Source organism: Paenibacillus taihuensis (assembly GCF_003386535.1).
Classification (GTDB): domain Bacteria; phylum Bacillota; class Bacilli; order Paenibacillales; family Paenibacillaceae; genus Paenibacillus_Z; species Paenibacillus_Z taihuensis.
Window position 1 is genome coordinate 1 of the sequence record NZ_QTTN01000033.1, and the last position, 15,594, is coordinate 15,594.

Annotated in this window: 15 protein-coding genes; 4 read left to right on the forward strand and 11 right to left on the reverse strand. The window is 53.3% G+C overall.

Annotated elements, in window-relative coordinates:
• Nucleotides 1–1,124 precede the first annotated feature (1,124 nt).
• The 5 genes from A8990_RS22520 to A8990_RS22540 form a co-directional block, all read right to left on the reverse strand.
• The gene (locus tag A8990_RS22520) at nt 1,125–1,934 is read right to left on the reverse strand and encodes a phytanoyl-CoA dioxygenase family protein (protein ID WP_116191305.1); all 810 of its coding nucleotides are present in this window, start codon (nt 1,932–1,934) and stop codon (nt 1,125–1,127) included.
• Between the two features lie 163 nt (nt 1,935–2,097).
• Nucleotides 2,098–2,427, reverse strand: a complete 330-nt coding sequence (locus A8990_RS22525; protein WP_116191306.1) for an MDR/zinc-dependent alcohol dehydrogenase-like family protein — start codon at nt 2,425–2,427, stop codon at nt 2,098–2,100.
• Between the two features lie 233 nt (nt 2,428–2,660).
• Nucleotides 2,661–3,494 (reverse strand): sugar phosphate isomerase/epimerase family protein, encoded by an 834-nt coding sequence (locus tag A8990_RS22530; protein WP_116191307.1) that lies wholly within the window; start codon nt 3,492–3,494, stop codon nt 2,661–2,663.
• Between the two features lie 65 nt (nt 3,495–3,559).
• Nucleotides 3,560–4,615 carry an oxidoreductase gene (locus A8990_RS22535; protein ID WP_116191308.1) on the reverse strand — a complete coding sequence of 352 codons (1,056 nt, stop codon included), beginning with the start codon at nt 4,613–4,615 and terminating at the stop codon, nt 3,560–3,562.
• 141 nt (nt 4,616–4,756) lie between these two features.
• The gene (locus tag A8990_RS22540; protein WP_116191369.1) at nt 4,757–5,866 is read right to left on the reverse strand and encodes a Gfo/Idh/MocA family protein; all 1,110 of its coding nucleotides are present in this window, start codon (nt 5,864–5,866) and stop codon (nt 4,757–4,759) included.
• Nucleotides 5,867–6,053: 187 nt separating this feature from the next.
• Here A8990_RS22540 and A8990_RS22545 point away from each other — a divergent pair, with 187 nt between their 5' ends.
• The 3 genes from A8990_RS22545 to A8990_RS22555 all read left to right on the forward strand — a co-directional run bounded on the left by A8990_RS22545 (nt 6,054) and on the right by A8990_RS22555 (nt 8,243).
• Entirely contained in the window at nt 6,054–6,887 is an 834-nt protein-coding gene (locus tag A8990_RS22545) for an alpha/beta hydrolase (RefSeq protein ID WP_116191309.1), read from the forward strand.
• 186 nt (nt 6,888–7,073) lie between these two features.
• The gene (locus A8990_RS22550) at nt 7,074–7,340 is read left to right on the forward strand and encodes a CD3324 family protein (RefSeq protein ID WP_116191310.1); all 267 of its coding nucleotides are present in this window, start codon (nt 7,074–7,076) and stop codon (nt 7,338–7,340) included.
• 171 nt (nt 7,341–7,511) lie between these two features.
• Nucleotides 7,512–8,243: a Stf0 family sulfotransferase gene (locus A8990_RS22555; protein ID WP_116191311.1), complete on the forward strand. Its 732-nt coding sequence runs from the start codon at nt 7,512–7,514 to the stop codon at nt 8,241–8,243.
• Nucleotides 8,244–8,798: 555 nt separating this feature from the next.
• Here A8990_RS22555 and A8990_RS22565 read toward each other — a convergent pair.
• Together A8990_RS22565 and A8990_RS22570 are read right to left on the reverse strand one after the other, a co-directional pair.
• Nucleotides 8,799–11,264 (reverse strand): hypothetical protein, encoded by a 2,466-nt coding sequence (locus A8990_RS22565; protein WP_147306852.1) that lies wholly within the window; start codon nt 11,262–11,264, stop codon nt 8,799–8,801.
• A gap of 138 nt (nt 11,265–11,402) precedes the next feature.
• Nucleotides 11,403–11,693 carry a MazG nucleotide pyrophosphohydrolase domain-containing protein gene (locus A8990_RS22570; protein WP_116191314.1) on the reverse strand — a complete coding sequence of 97 codons (291 nt, stop codon included), beginning with the start codon at nt 11,691–11,693 and terminating at the stop codon, nt 11,403–11,405.
• 272 nt (nt 11,694–11,965) lie between these two features.
• Here A8990_RS22570 and A8990_RS22575 point away from each other — a divergent pair, with 272 nt between their 5' ends.
• On the forward strand, nt 11,966–12,271 hold the full coding sequence (locus A8990_RS22575) for a hypothetical protein (protein WP_116191315.1): 306 nt from the start codon (nt 11,966–11,968) through the stop codon (nt 12,269–12,271).
• Between the two features lie 62 nt (nt 12,272–12,333).
• On the opposite strand, the gene A8990_RS22580 is transcribed toward A8990_RS22575, so the two are convergent.
• The 4 genes from A8990_RS22580 to A8990_RS22595 all read right to left on the reverse strand — a co-directional run bounded on the left by A8990_RS22580 (nt 12,334) and on the right by A8990_RS22595 (nt 15,594).
• Entirely contained in the window at nt 12,334–13,104 is a 771-nt protein-coding gene (locus A8990_RS22580) for a class I SAM-dependent methyltransferase (RefSeq protein WP_116191316.1), read from the reverse strand.
• Nucleotides 13,105–13,428: 324 nt separating this feature from the next.
• Nucleotides 13,429–13,662 carry a DUF1861 family protein gene (locus tag A8990_RS22585; protein ID WP_116191317.1) on the reverse strand — a complete coding sequence of 78 codons (234 nt, stop codon included), beginning with the start codon at nt 13,660–13,662 and terminating at the stop codon, nt 13,429–13,431.
• 56 nt (nt 13,663–13,718) lie between these two features.
• The gene (locus tag A8990_RS22590; RefSeq protein ID WP_116191318.1) at nt 13,719–14,717 is read right to left on the reverse strand and encodes a carbohydrate ABC transporter permease; all 999 of its coding nucleotides are present in this window, start codon (nt 14,715–14,717) and stop codon (nt 13,719–13,721) included.
• Between the two features lie 7 nt (nt 14,718–14,724).
• Nucleotides 14,725–15,594 (reverse strand): carbohydrate ABC transporter permease, encoded by an 870-nt coding sequence (locus tag A8990_RS22595; protein WP_116191319.1) that lies wholly within the window; start codon nt 15,592–15,594, stop codon nt 14,725–14,727.

The window sequence follows — 15,594 nt, forward strand, 5'->3', positions numbered from 1 at the left end:
GTCTGACTTCTCACCCTCCATAACCTCGCCTTAACCGTCACGGTTTCGAACAAGGGTTACCGCTTCTTAGCGGAGACGATGAGATCTCCTTGGGTCACGTCAACCGACTTTCCCCCGAAACCAGTCCTCCTAACTTCCAGAGCCACTGGTGGTATTGGACCTCCCCTTCTTTTGCAGGGTTATCCGGCTCTGTCAGCCAACTTGGTATGCCGCCTGTTCCGGGTTTTGCCTTCGCATCCTCCGCACCTCTCCTCGCGGACAAAGCACTATGCGTCAGCTATGCACTTCCGCCACCTCGCGGTGTGCTAGAGACTTTCACTCCTTAGTCGATTGCGCTGCCAAGCGCACAAAAGGCGGATCCCGTCCGCCGGGAACCGCCCCTACTCTAACTGCTACTTCTGCAAGAAAGCATCTATCTGACGCTGACGGCCGATACTTTGGAAACCCGCCTACCGCTTATTCCGCCGCTGAGAGCTAATTCTTCATAAAAAAGAGACCCACAGCAACGGGCTGCGGGTCTAAGGTATATTTAATAAAGGGGGTCGAAATTAATTATATACGCCCTACCTAAAACTAACCTAAAGATAGGATTTCAATTGTGTTACATTTTTGGGACTAGCGTTCATCTAGCTGGTTTGCTGGACTTCTTTGGCTAGTTTGAGTAACTTTTGGCGGATGTAGCTGGTCTAATGGACTTCTTTGGTGAATTTGAGTAACTTTCAGCGGATGTAGCTGCTTTGATGGACTTCTTCGACTTATCTGAGTAACTTTTGGCGGATGTAGCTGGTTTGATGGACTTCTTCGGCTGGTTTGAGTCACTTTTGGCAATCTAGCTGGTTTGCTGGATTTCTTCGGCTGGTTCCAATTGAATGTGTATCCCTCAGGGATACTCTTCATCTCGAAATCATCATTTCTCCTAGCTGAGTATCCCTCAGGGATACACTTCATCTCCAAACCACCATTTCTCCTCGAAGTGTATCCCTCAGGGATACACTTTTCCTCAAAACCGCCGGTCCTCCTCAATGTGTATCCCCCAAGGATACACATTGCCTCAAAGCCTCCAACCCTTCCCTCCACAACAAAAAAAAAAGGGCTCCCCCATCTCCGGGATCGCCCCTTCCAAACTAAATCAGCGCCTTCAGCGGCAGCTGCGGCAGGTCCTTCGTGCGCTCGGCGTAGTCGCCGCAAGCGGCATCCACCTGCTCGAGATGAACCATCCGCGCGGGTCCGGCGCTGCGCAGCATCGCGGAGCCGTAATAATGCTCGCGCCGATAGTGCGAGTGCAACAACACATAAGCGCGCAGCTCTTCCAGCGCTTCGCTCTTGAACCGCTCGCACAGGTTCAGCGTGAACATGCGCCGGTGCGTGCTGCCGCCGAACGAAGCATGGAACAGATTGTGGTCGAACACCAGCACGTCGCCCGGTACGACATCGAGTGCCACCGCAGGCACATCCGGTCCCGCAATGCCAAGCGCTGCCTGCGACTTGCTCACCTGCCTAACCTCGATGCCGAACTGGTCATCGAGCCGATGACTGCCCGGAATGACACGAAGCGCGCCATTCGATCCGTCGAGTGTGTCGAGATAGAGCGCGATCTTGATATGCCTGCGCGCGCGATTTTCGCCGTCCCGGTGCCAGCCCGTATCGCCGGTGTAATAGTTGCCGTCGCTGCCCATGTAGTTGAAATCGTCGCCGAGCAGGGACCTTGCAATGCCCGCAATCCGGGCATCATCCACGAGGCTGCACAGCTGCTCGCGCTGATCGACGAACGGCACGATCATCGTTCTCCGCGACCCGTCATGCTTCTCCTCAAACATCGGGAAGACGGCTTCGAACTCTTCTGTAATCCATGCGATGTCCGCCTTCAGCAGGCCGGAAAATTTGATAAACCCAAAGGTGTCAAAGAACGCAAGCTGCTCTTTCGTAAGCTCCATTCATCCCACTCCTCGTCATCACTTCGCTTCAGTCACTCCAACTCAATCACTTCGTTTCAATCACAACCTATGATCCAAGTGCTTCTTTTAAACCGACTGCCGGCTCCTGAACCGGGAAATATTCCAGTCCCATGTAACGCCCTCCATGATTTGCTGATGATAACTATCGAATACGACCTTCACGTTCGGACTTCATTCCGTTATACGTTGTCATCAGATTCGTGAAGAAGATGGCTTGCTCTGGCTTCACCGTATCCGGCAGCTGGATGAAGTCTCGCTCTGGACGAACAAGGTGTGACTGATGCGGACCGCTCGAATAGACCAGATCGCCTGCCGCAAGCTCCGTGACAGCGCTGCCAATTTCAACAACATGGCCAACGTTCGAACAGCCCATATACCAGACACCCGGATCGCAGCTGCGGATTGAATACTGCCACAGATCGTTGCTTTCCACGACCATCGTTTTCGGCACTGTGTACGTTACGATTTTCACTAGATATGACCACCATCATCGTCGTTGTAAGACAGGAGCATAATCTGATGTATGTATCTCATCGTTGTCACATTAAGCCTTAAGGTCCTTCTCTGTTCGCTGGTTCTTCAGTGCCGCGATTATATGTCATCGATGACACACTTGTAAATATGCAAGAAAAATAAAAAACCGAGCGCCGGCACCCTGCCGAAAACGCCCAGTTTTAAAGTTCGGTTCACTTCCATCGCAACGTGTTATTCGCCTGCAACCTGATACGTTTCCTTCAGCGTCCGCAGTCCCTTCACCGCTGTTTCCAGCGCGGTCTGCGAGCCGAAGTCCGCAATGAACAGCTCCAGCGACAGGAAGCCGCGGTAGCCTGACGCATAGAGCGTCTCGGCAATTTCCTTCGAAGGCGCAATGCCTTCGCCCGGGAATACCCGCTCCGCATCCGTAATCGTCTCGCGGCTCGGCGACGCCGGGTAATCATTGGCATGCATGATGCCAATTTGACTGCCCTTCAGACCTTTCAGATCATCGACAGCGCTCCCGCCCGTGTACATGTGGAACGGGTCGAGCAGCATCTGCGCATCTGCCAAGCCTGATGCGCGCATCACTTCAAGTGCTTGATTAGCAGTGTACAGCTGGCTTGCGCGGCCCCAGAACTCGACATATACGTCGATGCCGATCTCACGAGCAAGCGCCGATAGTCTTGCAAAGTGGCGGCCCATATCTTCCAGGCCGACGTTCGCCACATCGCCGAAAGGCGGAGCAGCCGCAGCGCGGCAGCCGAGCTCAGCCAGCATCCGAAGCTCACGCTCCGCCTGCGCGAAGGCTTCCTCCCGCACGGCTTCGTTCTCGTCCGCCCACTTGAAGAAGGCGATCGCATTCACGAACGCGACGTTATGGCCGGACAGCGCTTCGCGAATCGCTTCTGCGGTGCCGCCGCCGGCGAGATAGCTCTCGATCTCGGACACCCACAGCTCGATCCCCTCATAGCCCGCTTCCCCGGCAATCGCGATCTGCTCCAGTACATTCAGTTTATAAGGAAACAAGGTTGATGCGTTTAATGACGTTTGAAACGGAAACATCGCCTGCACTCCTCTCCTAATGACAGCCCCGGCCCGAGCCGAGCCGTAGCCGCTGCGGTCAGCTGTTACAGCGTGATCGGCAGCTTTCTGCCTTCCTCGCTGCTTTGAAGCGCCAGCTCAATGATGCGGATCGCATCTCTTGCTTGCTCCGGCTTCACTTCCAGCTCCGCTTGCCCAATAATGTGCTCGTAAACATTTTTATAATAATCCGCATATGACCCTGCAATTGTCTCGACAACGCCTTCAACATGAAGGCCGCCAATCGACGTGTTCAGCTTGCCCCACAGCTCGCGCGGCTCTTTGCCCCAATGCGGCGTATTCGGTTGTCCGCCGTTAATAAGCGCCGGTTCCTGCGGGTCAACGCCGTACTTGATGAACGTGCCTTTCGTACCGTGCAGCACATAACGCGGAGTCGCTTCACGCACGAAACGGGACGAGCGCAAATTAATCTTCAGATGATCGCCGTAGAACAGCGTCACATCGAAGTAATCATGCGCTTGTGCGCCTTCGCGCTGCTTGCGAACGTCTCCGCTTACTGCATCCGGATTGCCGAACAGCGTAAGCGCTTGATCAAGAAGGTGAACGCCAAGATCGTAGAATACACCGTTGCCCTGAGCTGCTCCTTCACGCCAGTTCGTGGACGTCAGCACCGGATCGAAGCCGTCCCAGCGGAACGTGCACTCTCTTACTTCGCCGAGCATGCCTTGGTTCAGCAGCTCTTTGAGCGTTAGGAAATCGCCGTCATAGCGTCGGTTATGGAAGACGCTGACCACTTTGCCCTGCTGCTTCGCGAGCGCGATAAGCTCGTCCGCTTCGGCAGCTGTCGGCGTGAACGGCTTCTCTACAACGACATGCTTGCCGGCAAGCAGCGCATCCCGCACGAAGTTGAAGTGGTCCGTACTCGGTGTCGTCACAATGATAAGGTCAATCGAAGGATCTTCATACAAATCGCGAACGTCTTTAACGACATTAACCCATGGGAAACGCTCTTTGGAATGCGCGCTCCGACGCTCGACGACTGCGGCTAATTCGAGTCCCGGAACTGCGGTGACTACTGGTGCATGAAATACGCTTCCAGCGAAGCCGTAACCAATCAGGCCAACACGGAGTGTTTGATTCATAATGCAATAACCCCCATATTTTGTATCGTTGTGGTGTGAAGCTTCTACCGTGCTTGCTTCTATACTCCAGTATACAACAAGTTCACGTCGTTCGACGTTAGAATATGTTTACTTTTGTTATAATCCGTTGCGGTTCGTTCCTTATTGATCGAGCTGGTTATAAATGAGTCCTAGCGGCAATGGTGCAGGACGCTCGCAGCCCGCTGTCATATACACATGCTTGTCCGTCTTCGACGACTCCAGAATGCCGATCGTCACGTCAAGCACGTGACGCGACAGCTCTCCGCTTGCGCGGTGCGCTCTGCCGGAACGGATCGCATACGCCATGTCCGCAACGCCGATACCGCGGGAGTTCTGTGAGAAACCGTGCGAATACGGGAATTCCTTCACCGTACCGTTACGCTGCTGCAGCGTGATCGCGCCGTCGAACATATTCGGATCGTTCACATGCAGGATGCCCTCCGTACCGTAAATCTCCAGTCGCGGCGTGTAGCCGAAGCTTTCTTTTGCCACTTGCAGGCTCGCCATTGCTCCATTCTCGAAGTCCAGCGTTGCCGACACGTGCATTGGCGCGCCAACCGGAACCGTCTCCCCATAACGCGGCGACTGCGGGTTGCCCACCGTGTACTCGCTGTGTACCGAGCCTGCCGAACCGCTGACGCGGCGAACCGGACCGAGCAAATGAACGAATGCCGTTAAATAATAAGGCGCCATATCAAAAATCGGGTCCCAGCCCGTCTGCAAATAGTGGTGGAAATTCGGATGCATGCCATCCCAAGCGTTGCCCATCAGAATGAGGCCGCTCGCCATGTAAGGCTTGCCGATCCAGCCGTCATCGATCAGCTTGCGCGCTGTCTGCAGCCCGCCGCCCAGGAAGGTGTCAGGCGCGATGCCGACACGAAGTCCCCGTTCCTTCGCGAGGTTAAGTACCTTGTCCGCATCTTCCCTCGTGAAGGCAAAAGGCTTCTCCGAATATACATGCTTGCCCGCGTTCAGGATCTGCAGGTTCACTTCCGTATGGACATGAGGGGATGTTAAATTGATCACGATTTCAATCTCCGGGTCAGCGAGCAGCTCCGAGGCGGAGCATGCCTTCGGGATGCCGTACTCCTCTGCGCGTTTGCGCGCCATCTCGAGGTTCAAGTCGGCTACAGCCGCAACCTCCAGTATCGCGAACGTCTTCGTGCAATTCTCCAGGTAGATGCTGCTGATGGCTCCGCAGCCGATGATGCCGATCTTCGTTTTTTGCATAACACTCACCTTTCTAAGCATGACTTGCCGCATAATGTGAAGCATGGATTCCATTAACCATTTCATCCCCGGAGGGGCGATTTCCTTCTTTTCGTGAAAGCGGATTCGGTTGTCAATTTTAAAACGCGCCTTGGTATGGTAAAGTTTGCAATAAGGGTTGCCATTAGCTTATGGAGGTGCTGCCTAAATGAATGAGCGCAACTTTGAGCTCGTATGCGAGGATGGTACGCGGAGGTTTGCAGCAGAATGGCGAGGGACTGGCGATGAGCCGGTACGAGGTGTCGTTGCCATCGTGCACGGCATGGGCGAGCATCTCGGCAGGTATGCGCATGTTGCGGAGGTGCTTACCGGCGCCGGCTATGCCGCGTTCGGCTTCGACCAGCTCGGCCACGGCCGCACCGAAGGCAAGCGCGGACATACCGCTGCCTATGATGGGCTTTTGGACGGCGTTGGCGCCATGCTTGCGGAAGCCCGGAAGCAATATCCCGGGGTGCCTATTTATATACTCGCGCACAGTATGGGCGGCAATGTCGCGCTGAATTATATTTTGCGGCGGAAGCCGGACATTGCAGGGGCGATCGTCACTGGACCGTGGCTGAAGCTCGCCTTCAACCCGCCGCCGCTGCAGGTTGTCGCTGCGCGCATTGTTCAGCGGCTGTTCCCCGCGTATACGACGTCACGCCCGATGAAGGGCGATCATTTAACGAGCGATCCGGTCATGATCAAGCGGTATCAGGAAGATCCGCTCGGTCACGGGGCGATTACCGCGAGGTTCTTCTTCAGCGTGCAAAGCGCCGGACTGTGGGCGCTGAAGCATGCGTCCAAATGGAAATTGCCGCTCCTGCTCATGCACGGCGGCAACGATAAAGTAACCTCCATCCATGCGAGCAGGCAGTTCGCCAAGGCGGCCGGACCGCTCTGCACCTTCATGGAATGGCCGGATTACAAGCATGAGCTGCATAATGAAACGAAGCGCGATGAGGTTTTTGCCGTGATGCTGGATTGGCTTGAGAAGCATTAAGGAGTAGGGGGCCTATGGCATGCTCGATGACAAAGAGAAGTCGCTCTATGCAAAGTTTGCATTATAAACAACGACGGTTGTTTGTATAGAGCGAAAGTTTAGAGACCGTCTTTGAACACCCAAATGGTATTTATAATGCGACTTTGCTTCCTTAAAAATCACTATCATTTAAGGGGTAGAGTGATCGTGAAATACGTGAACGCAGCTATTTTACCAGATGAATTACTGAAGGAAGTTCAGAAGTATATCCATGGTGCTATGGTTTACATTCCTAAGCCTGAAGGTGAACGCGAGGGCTGGGGCGTGAACTCTGGCAGCAGAGCTTATATACAGCAACGAAACATCGAAATTCGCCAATGCTTCGCAGGGGGCGCTGCGGTCGATCAGCTCGCGGAGCAGTTCTTCCTCTCCTGCGAGAGCATTAGGAAGATCGTGTATGGGAAAATGAAATAAGCTGCAGCATGCAAGATACAAGATGCAAGATACGAGGTCACATTAGATGAATGTCTAGTGTGGCCTTTTGCTTGGATGGGTAAAGAATCGTTCTAAGCTGTTCGTTGCCTATATGCAGGGCGGGCAAGTTGCTAGAATAGCCTTACAACAGAAAGAAGGTGCAATTATCTTATGGCAAAACCTAAATTAAGCTATACCATCTGGTTCTCGCAGCGTACGGGAAGCACATTGCTAGGAGAGGCGCTCGCCTCGACTGGAGTGGCAGGCAATCCGGCTGAATGGCTGCATTACGAGTACAATGACCCCGCGACGATGACGCGAGCGGACCTTGAACAGAAATGGGAGGAAGGCACATCGACGAATGGTGTTTTCGGGATCAAAATCGGTTTCGAGCAGAGATGGATTGATACATTCCGCACAATGTTCGAGCTGCCTGAGCATACGTCTCGAGCAGAAGTATGGAGCACGGCATTCCCGAATTGCTCCAAGCATATTTATATGACACGCCGCAACAAAGTTAGATTGGCCGTCTCTTGGTGGCGTGCAATCGTATCCGGCGAATGGCATCGCAGGTTCGGGGAAAAGCCGCAGGAGGTCGATATTGCCGATCAGTATAATTACGATGCGATTCGGCATCTTGTTCTCGAGAGTACGATGTGCGAGGCAGCGATGGAAGACTTCTTCACCGAGTCAAACATGATGCCGCTGACGATTGTGTACGAGGATTTCATCCAGGACTATGAAGGTACGGTTCGGAATGTGTTGGAGTTCTTAGAGGTGCCTTCCGAGCATGTGAGCATCGCCCCGCCGGCTTTCGACAAGCTGGCTGATGATGTCGCGGAGCAATGGGTGCAGCGGTTTCGTGAAGAGAGCCAGCGTGACTGGCAAAACGTGCGCTGGTAAATAAGGCAGCACTGGTGGCGCAGATGGCGCTGGTGGCAGCTTCTGCTCCTACTTCCGCTCGCCCTTCCACTTCCACTTCCACTCCTACTCTTACTCCTACCCCTACTCCTACTCCCGCTCCTTCTCGCCCCTGCCCCATCTACATTGGATTAATCCAACGTAGCATGGCCAAAACGACCTAAATCGCGACCTATAATGGAAAAATCCACTCATTTCTGTCCGAAATCGCCCTTTTGAGCGCTTCTAGCCGAAAATGAGTGGATAAATCCAACATAGCTGCTGCAATTCGTCTAAAACAGCAAAATGAGTGGATATATCCAATATAGCGGAGATGGCAGTGCGGAAAGCACGGCGAGTTTTCCGTCTCTCAGCACTAAACGCTGCGGTTTTATTTTCCGAGAGTCGGATTTTGCGACTCTCAGCTAGTCTGCTGGACTTCTTCCACTCTTTTGAGCAATTTTCAGCGAATGTAGCGGGTCTGCTGGACTTCTTCCCAATCCAAAGGCTGTCGAGAACCATCTCGACAGCCTTTCTCAATGTATCAGGTTCACTTGATTAGTTCGACGCTGTATACTGAATCAGGTCCATATGAACCGCAGATTCCGAGCCGCGCCCGACTCTGATTGCGTCATAGTAACCCTCAACGATATACCGATGTACGCTCTTCTTCGCTGGATCGATCTCCACGATTTCCGTATTCATACTCGTTGTCGCGGCATCCCCTTCTTGCAGGTGACGGTCGATGTCGGCCTGATTGCTGTGCAGTACCGCATACAATCTGCCCTTATATGGCATCAGCTTGCCGATATCCGCATCGTTCTGTCCGAATACCATTTGCAGCGTCTGCTCTTTCAGATCAATGCGAAGAATGCGGTAGCCCTGCACGAGATAAAGACTGTCCGATGCTTCATCCATAACGAGCGAATTCTCGCCTTGCGGCGTCCGGTCATAGATGCTGTCCGGGTTGCCGCGCGGGAACGGCAATGTGCCCAGCCACTTGCCTCCGCGGTCGAAACGCTCCAACCGATGGTCGAGCAGCACATTCACTTCGCCGTTATACGGAATGATATGTACATGTGCTCTCGCATTGATGTTGACGCCCAAGTAGAAAGCACGATATCGCCCGCTCCGCTCTTCAAACTGATACAGAAATCCGTCCAAGTAATACCACGTCAGTCCTCTCTTCAAGTCGCGGTACCATTCATCCGGCCAGAAGTCGTGCGCAGCCTGATCTCCTTTCGCAGCAGACTGGAATGACTGCGTGACCGAGCGACTCTTCTTCAGCGTCGGATCGGTTACTACTGTCTTGGCATAAGAAGCGATCTGCAGACGGTTCTCCCGCAGATCAAGCATGTAAGGCTGCGGCACCTCAAGCTCTGCCATCACTTGCAGCCGGTCATCCAGCTTTACCACTCTGGAGCCCTCCGTATCCGCAACGATCCAGCCCTCCTCAAGCCGAATGAAATCTCGCGCGCCATGTCCGCTCACGCCTTCCCCGATCTCATGCACAACCGTAACCGGCATCTCGCCCAGCAAATTCATTTGTCCATCTTGATAGGCATACAATTGGCGATCGACCAGCACGTACCAGTCCGAACCGAACTTCCGAAAGGTTTTGGCCGCAGCATAGTCCCCTTCACGGTTGACTTGATCCAGCGCAGCGAGGAGATCGTCCGGAACCGATGCATTCGTATTCAGCTCCTCCGCTTTGGGCGCAACGACCTTGTGGCTCTTGATCGCTGTATCCCACGACGGTCGCGGCTCCTGCTTCACGATAAAATCCATGCTCTCTTGCAGCGGGGACGCCCATACCTGCTCCTGCGGCGCACCGGCAGAATAGACGACATCGCGCCAATCGAGCAGGCGCTTCTTCCCGTCATCCTTCTCATAGGTGAGCAGCGACTGGGCAGCGGACACGAGCTTAGCGCCAGCAGTCGCGAATTGGCGATAGCTCGATGGAATTCCAGCCTTCGCGTCGTCTCCCTGCCCGTATTGAAGCACCTCCAGCCGATTCGCTGAGGCACGCGTGAATGTTTTGCCATCCAATGCCCGCCACTCGCCTTCCCACAGCCGATCATCCGGCTGAAGCAGAATCGGCATCGGGTCGCTATTGAGGAACGACAACCATGCATGGCCCGACTGATCCTTGAGGCGTCCAAGAATTTGCGGCGGCTGACCATCCAGATAAGGGATCAGCTTCGCGTCCAGCACCTCAAACCCGTCATATCGTCTCACCATAAAATAGGGCATCGTATAGTACACAATACTGCCCGATGCTTCCGTGAACACGTCAACTGTCGACTGATCTGTAAGCTGAATGACCTTCGGGGCGTCCAGTTGATAGGGAACGGCACCGGTGCGCTTCACCGCTCCTGCCAAGAAGTCGCCGCCTTCTACCCGCTCCCATTGCTTGCGCGATGGATCGAGCACATACTCACTGATTGACTCCGCATTGCGGCATTGCGCGAAGAAGAGCCGCGGTTCCTTCGCCGAACCCATTGCGAGCACATCGTCTGGTCCGAAGAACATCTTTTGCTCCCCGAGTATAGCGGGTTGGTCTGCAATTCGGATAAGGAGCCATGAGCCGCGGTTGCCGTCCTTACTTGCGATAAGCTGCGTGCCAATTAGCGCATATTCCCCGTTCAACCATGCTTGCGAGGAGGATGGCGCTGGCCAAGTATAGATCGTCTGTTCAGCCGCTGATTCGGTGCCTGCCGTATTGATGAGCTGCCCATTTTGCACGAAAATAGCCTGTTTGCCGTCCTGCCACAGCACCTGCTTCTCTGCCGAATCCGTTTGGAACGAATGCGTGAGCGGAGCCTCTTCTGGCACGGCTAGCGACTCGGTCATCTTAGCTGCTGTTGCTGCTTCGTTCGAAGTGACTGGCACACTCTCCGGAACTGGCTGCTTCTCAGGCGCATGCGCGGTAAATCTGCCGCCGTAACCCGGAAGTAGCCCTGCAACCAACAGTACTGCAAATAAGCCGAACCCCATCAGGAATGCACGTTTTCGCGACTTCATCCCCATAGCAGCCACCTCTTCACCCGTCTCTATTTCCCCCTAACCATTGGACGCTCTGGGCTGGGAAATGTTTCTACGATTTAGGCCTTTTGAATAAAAAAGCCCACAACCAATACGGTCATGGGCCTGCCTCCACAATTACCCCCAGCTGCGCTTGTCATTAATCGCCATCTTCGCTTCGAAGGCTTCATTCAAGTCGACGCCGAGCTTGTTCGCCAGGTCCATCAAGTTCCAGACGACGTCGAACATCTCGTGCCCGAGGTTCTCGCTCCGCTCCCGGTCGGGATGGAAGGAGACCGACAGCACCTCTTTGGACAGCTCGCCGACCTCGGTCATCAAATACAGCATCCGCTGCTCGATCGTGCTTTTATCAAAGTCCTTCGCCTTGCTGAACTCACGTACATAATGCTGCAATTCGGCTATATTCACTGCGTTAACCTCATTTCACTTGTTCTAGCCTTGATTTTGTTAACTAGCATAACATTTTTGCATGTAAAATGACTTGTATTCTTCGTAAATGACGCACTGCGGACTCTACTAAAAATTAATAGTTTCCATTGTTGCATATGCACAAGACATCCTTTCCTCCATCCATATACTGATGAGTTTAGGAAGGAGGTGTTGCACAAAATGCCCTTTACTACTGGAATTGTGACGAAACGAGAGACTTCGGCACAGCTGCGTCCAACATCGTCGTCAGCATGAAGAACGAAAGCACGGAGGATACAGCGACCATCGTCGTTCTTGTGTTCAGCTCCGTAGACTCGTCCAGCTTCGTTCCTGCTTATGCGGAGTCGTTCATACTTGCGCCTAATCAGACTGAAATTACAACTTTCTTCATCGGCGGCAACGTCGCATATGAGGTTCAGTACAGCGTCATTGACCCTGTCTTGAACAATGTCGTCGTATCGGTCTTCGGCATCGATGAGTTCGGCAACCTCGTAACCGACCGGCGTTACACGCCTGCGGAGTTTACGTCTATTCCGGGCCTCACCCCTATGTCTTAATGAGAAAAGGGGCATCCCCTCATGCCATCGTCTTGGATGGATGCGCGGGATGCCCCTTTTTCTTATGGCCGTATGGCTTCGTATACGTACTGCTGCTTGTCGCTTGTGAGCACCTTGCCATACTCGAAATCCGCGGATATGACGATGTCCGTGAAGCCGCAGCTCTCGAGCACGTCCTTGAATTCGTGCACCCCGTACCAGCGCAAAGCAAATCGCTGCAGCTCCGTCTGGATCAGCGCACCATCGCGCCACTTCTCATATTTGATCAGCGACACTTTGTGTTGATGCAGGAAGCTTGTTTCGATCAGCTTGCCTTCCATTGTAATGAGGTCGCCATCCTGCATATGGAACACCGATGTCCCTGCAAAATGGCCCAGCTCAAAGTTGGCGTCTGGCAAGAACAAGTCCAGCATCAAGCGGCCGCCAGGCTTCAAATGCGCATACATCCGCTTCAGCGCCGCAATCGACTGCTCCCGGTCCTCGATCAGCAAGAAAGAGCCGGCCGGTATGATGATTGCATCGTACAGATTAGGCAGCTCGAGCTCTTGCAGCTCGGCTTGGTAGAGATTAGCTAGGAGTCCGCGCTCTTCGCAGCGCTTCCGGCAAGATGCAAGCATATCCGGCGAAGCATCGACTCCGTCTACTTGAAGCCCCGCTTCCAGCAGCGGAACGATGATGCGCCCTGAGCCGACCATCGCTTCCAGTAAGCGCCCGCCTCCACAGTCCCGCAGCCTCTGTGAGTAGTATTCAATATCTCCGCCGATCGACTGACCGACCTTCTTCGTATGATCATAAACCTCTGTACATAAAGCGCCATAGCGGCTAAAAGTCATTCGCTTTCCCTCCAAATGTGGTTTGTGGCCACGAAAGGAAATCCCCTGGCATTGTCCAAACTACCTCAGCTCGCGGTTATCCCTTCCGTACCTTTGTGCTCGCAGAGAAAATCGATTGACGTGTTTGCATATAAACCACTCGCCCTCTTGTAAAATTAACCCAATTATACAGGCTGGTTGGTGCAGGCGTCTAGAGGAAACGCACGCTGAGGATCGAGAGTCCGGCAGAAACCTTTAGACAGTCGAGAAAACTCCTAGCTTCTCAACTTGGATCTCCACAGGAAGCCCGATAACTGATGCTCCAGCCTGCTTATCTCTGAATTGTTAGCGCTGTTCGTATGCTAGGAACGGATCTGGAATTTCGATCCTGTGGGCTTCTGCATCGCTGATACCCGCATACAAGACAGCCTTGCCGCCTTGAAGCCGAACGAGCCCGCCGCTGAACACAACATCGACCAAATCCGCCCTTTTTGCCGAGCCCGAAAGAAAGTCAACCCGTTTTGCAATCAGCCGGATTGGCGTATGCACTTCAGTCACCGGATCAAAAGCAAATACCAGTGTCGATCGCTAACGTGTACCCTCCTCCTCAAATAAACGGCGAATAAGGTTTTCGCTTACTCGACGATCCCTGTCCGCTCGATACTCTCTGTAAACAAACGCTGCGTAAACAAATAAATCAGCAGATTAGGAAGGATAAACAGCAGGCCAGATACCATCTGCACCGGCTGCAGGTTCAGTTCCATTCCGTTCGGCGGAATGCTCGCCTTGGCAATCTGCACCGACAGCGTCGTGTTCGTCGTATAGAGGAGGCTGGACAAGTAGGTTTCGTTCCAATGCCAAACGAGCGAGAACAGAAATACCGTAATCATCGCCGGCTTCGCCAGCGGGAACATGATCTTCCAGAAGAAGCGGAATGAGCCGATCCCGTCGAGCGCAGCAGCCTCCTCCAGCTCCTTCGGAATTTTCCGGAAGAACTGCATGTAAATGATAATAAACAAGCCGCTGCGCAGACCCTGTCCGAAGATCGCTGGCGCAATGAAGCAGAACGGGCTGTTCAGCAGATTGTACTGCTTGTAGATCCATGCCAGCGGAATAAATACCGTATTAGGCGGTACGATGTAAGTCAGTACCAGAAACACAAGCATCGTCTTCTTGAACGGAAATTCCAGACGCCCGAATGCATAACCCGCAATCGCGCACGTAAACACCTGAATCGCCGCGGAAGGCAGAGCGATCGTCGCCGTATTGAACAGCGTGGAGCTGCACAGGTTTTGCCAGAGCGTCTTCCCTTCGACGAAGATCGGTTTAATATTCATTTTGTCGAACGCATACTTCAAATTGACGAAGGTTGGGTCCTTTGGAATCCATTTAGCCGTCGGGTCGGTGAAATCGGAGAAGCCCTTGAACGAGGTGCTGATCATATAAACGAGCGGCTCCAGATACAGCACGGCAAACGTCACGAGCAGGAAATAAATGACGGCCTTGCCAAGCAGCCCTCCCTTCTCCAGGTTCGTGCCGAACAGGATGCCCCTTAATGCTTGCATGAACGACTGGAAGCCTGACCGGAGGTCATGGCGCGCCAGCTGCTCCATCGACTGTTTGATTTTGCTCATAGTGCACCTACCTTCTCATGCCCCGCAGCGAATTTCGGAAGATCAAGAACGAAACGGCCAGGAACAGCGTGATGACGATAAAATAGAGCCAGGAAATCGCGCTTGCGTAGCCAAACCCCATATTCGAGCCGAATATCGTATCGTTGACGATCTTCAGAATCGGATTCGAGGTCAGCGTAAACTGGTCGACGATCGTGTATACCGTCGAGATGAAGATGAACGGGGTGATGCCTGGCAGCGTTATTTTCCATAGCGCCTCCCAGCCGTTCGCACCGTCGATTTTTGCCGCTTCGTAGACGCTTGGGCTAATGCTTTGAAGGCCGGCGATCAAGATTAGCATCTGCACCCCGGAGTACCACAGAATAATAAGGAAATTGGCCAGAATGTTATTGACTGTCGCCCCCCACGTCGGTCCGAGGCTCGAGAAGGTATCCCGCGCCGTCACCGAGACAAGAAAACTAATGCTTCCCTGCTTCTGCCCGACGAGCGTGTTAATCAAATTACCGCTTGTCAGCACGACAGGCAGGAAGAAGATGCCGCGGATAAGTCCTCTTCCTTTGAACTTCTGATTGAGCAGCAGCGCAATAATTAAGGAAAACACGACAATGATCGGAATAATGAGGACCGTCTGCTGTATGAATTGCAAAAACGTATTCGGGATCGCCGCATCCTGCGTCAGCGCTTTCTTGAAATTCGCGAAGCCGACAAAATCAAACTGAAGATGATCTGTCATTATGGTCACTTTGTTAAGGCTCATGAACAAGGAATAGACCAGGGGGTAAATCCAGAACAGAATGAGCCCGACAAGCCATAAGCTTATAAATGCGAGCCCGACGAATTTCTTCCTCGTTTCAATCGTTATCGTTTTTTTCATCAT

Coding starts and splice junctions, on each gene's coding strand:
- A8990_RS22565 (WP_147306852.1), bottom strand. CDS start 11,264: ATGAAGTCGCGAAAACGTGCATTCCTGATGGGGTTCGGCTTATTTGCA.
- A8990_RS22590 (WP_116191318.1), bottom strand. CDS start 14,717: ATGAGCAAAATCAAACAGTCGATGGAGCAGCTGGCGCGCCATGACCTC.
- A8990_RS22580 (WP_116191316.1), bottom strand. CDS start 13,104: ATGACTTTTAGCCGCTATGGCGCTTTATGTACAGAGGTTTATGATCAT.
- A8990_RS22530 (WP_116191307.1), bottom strand. CDS start 3,494: ATGTTTCCGTTTCAAACGTCATTAAACGCATCAACCTTGTTTCCTTAT.
- A8990_RS22555 (WP_116191311.1), top strand. CDS start 7,512: ATGGCAAAACCTAAATTAAGCTATACCATCTGGTTCTCGCAGCGTACG.
- A8990_RS22540 (WP_116191369.1), bottom strand. CDS start 5,866: ATGCAAAAAACGAAGATCGGCATCATCGGCTGCGGAGCCATCAGCAGC.
- A8990_RS22575 (WP_116191315.1), top strand. CDS start 11,966: ATGAAGAACGAAAGCACGGAGGATACAGCGACCATCGTCGTTCTTGTG.
- A8990_RS22520 (WP_116191305.1), bottom strand. CDS start 1,934: ATGGAGCTTACGAAAGAGCAGCTTGCGTTCTTTGACACCTTTGGGTTT.
- A8990_RS22595 (WP_116191319.1), bottom strand. CDS start 15,594: ATGATGAAAAAAACGATAACGATTGAAACGAGGAAGAAATTCGTCGGG.
- A8990_RS22535 (WP_116191308.1), bottom strand. CDS start 4,615: ATGAATCAAACACTCCGTGTTGGCCTGATTGGTTACGGCTTCGCTGGA.
- A8990_RS22545 (WP_116191309.1), top strand. CDS start 6,054: ATGAATGAGCGCAACTTTGAGCTCGTATGCGAGGATGGTACGCGGAGG.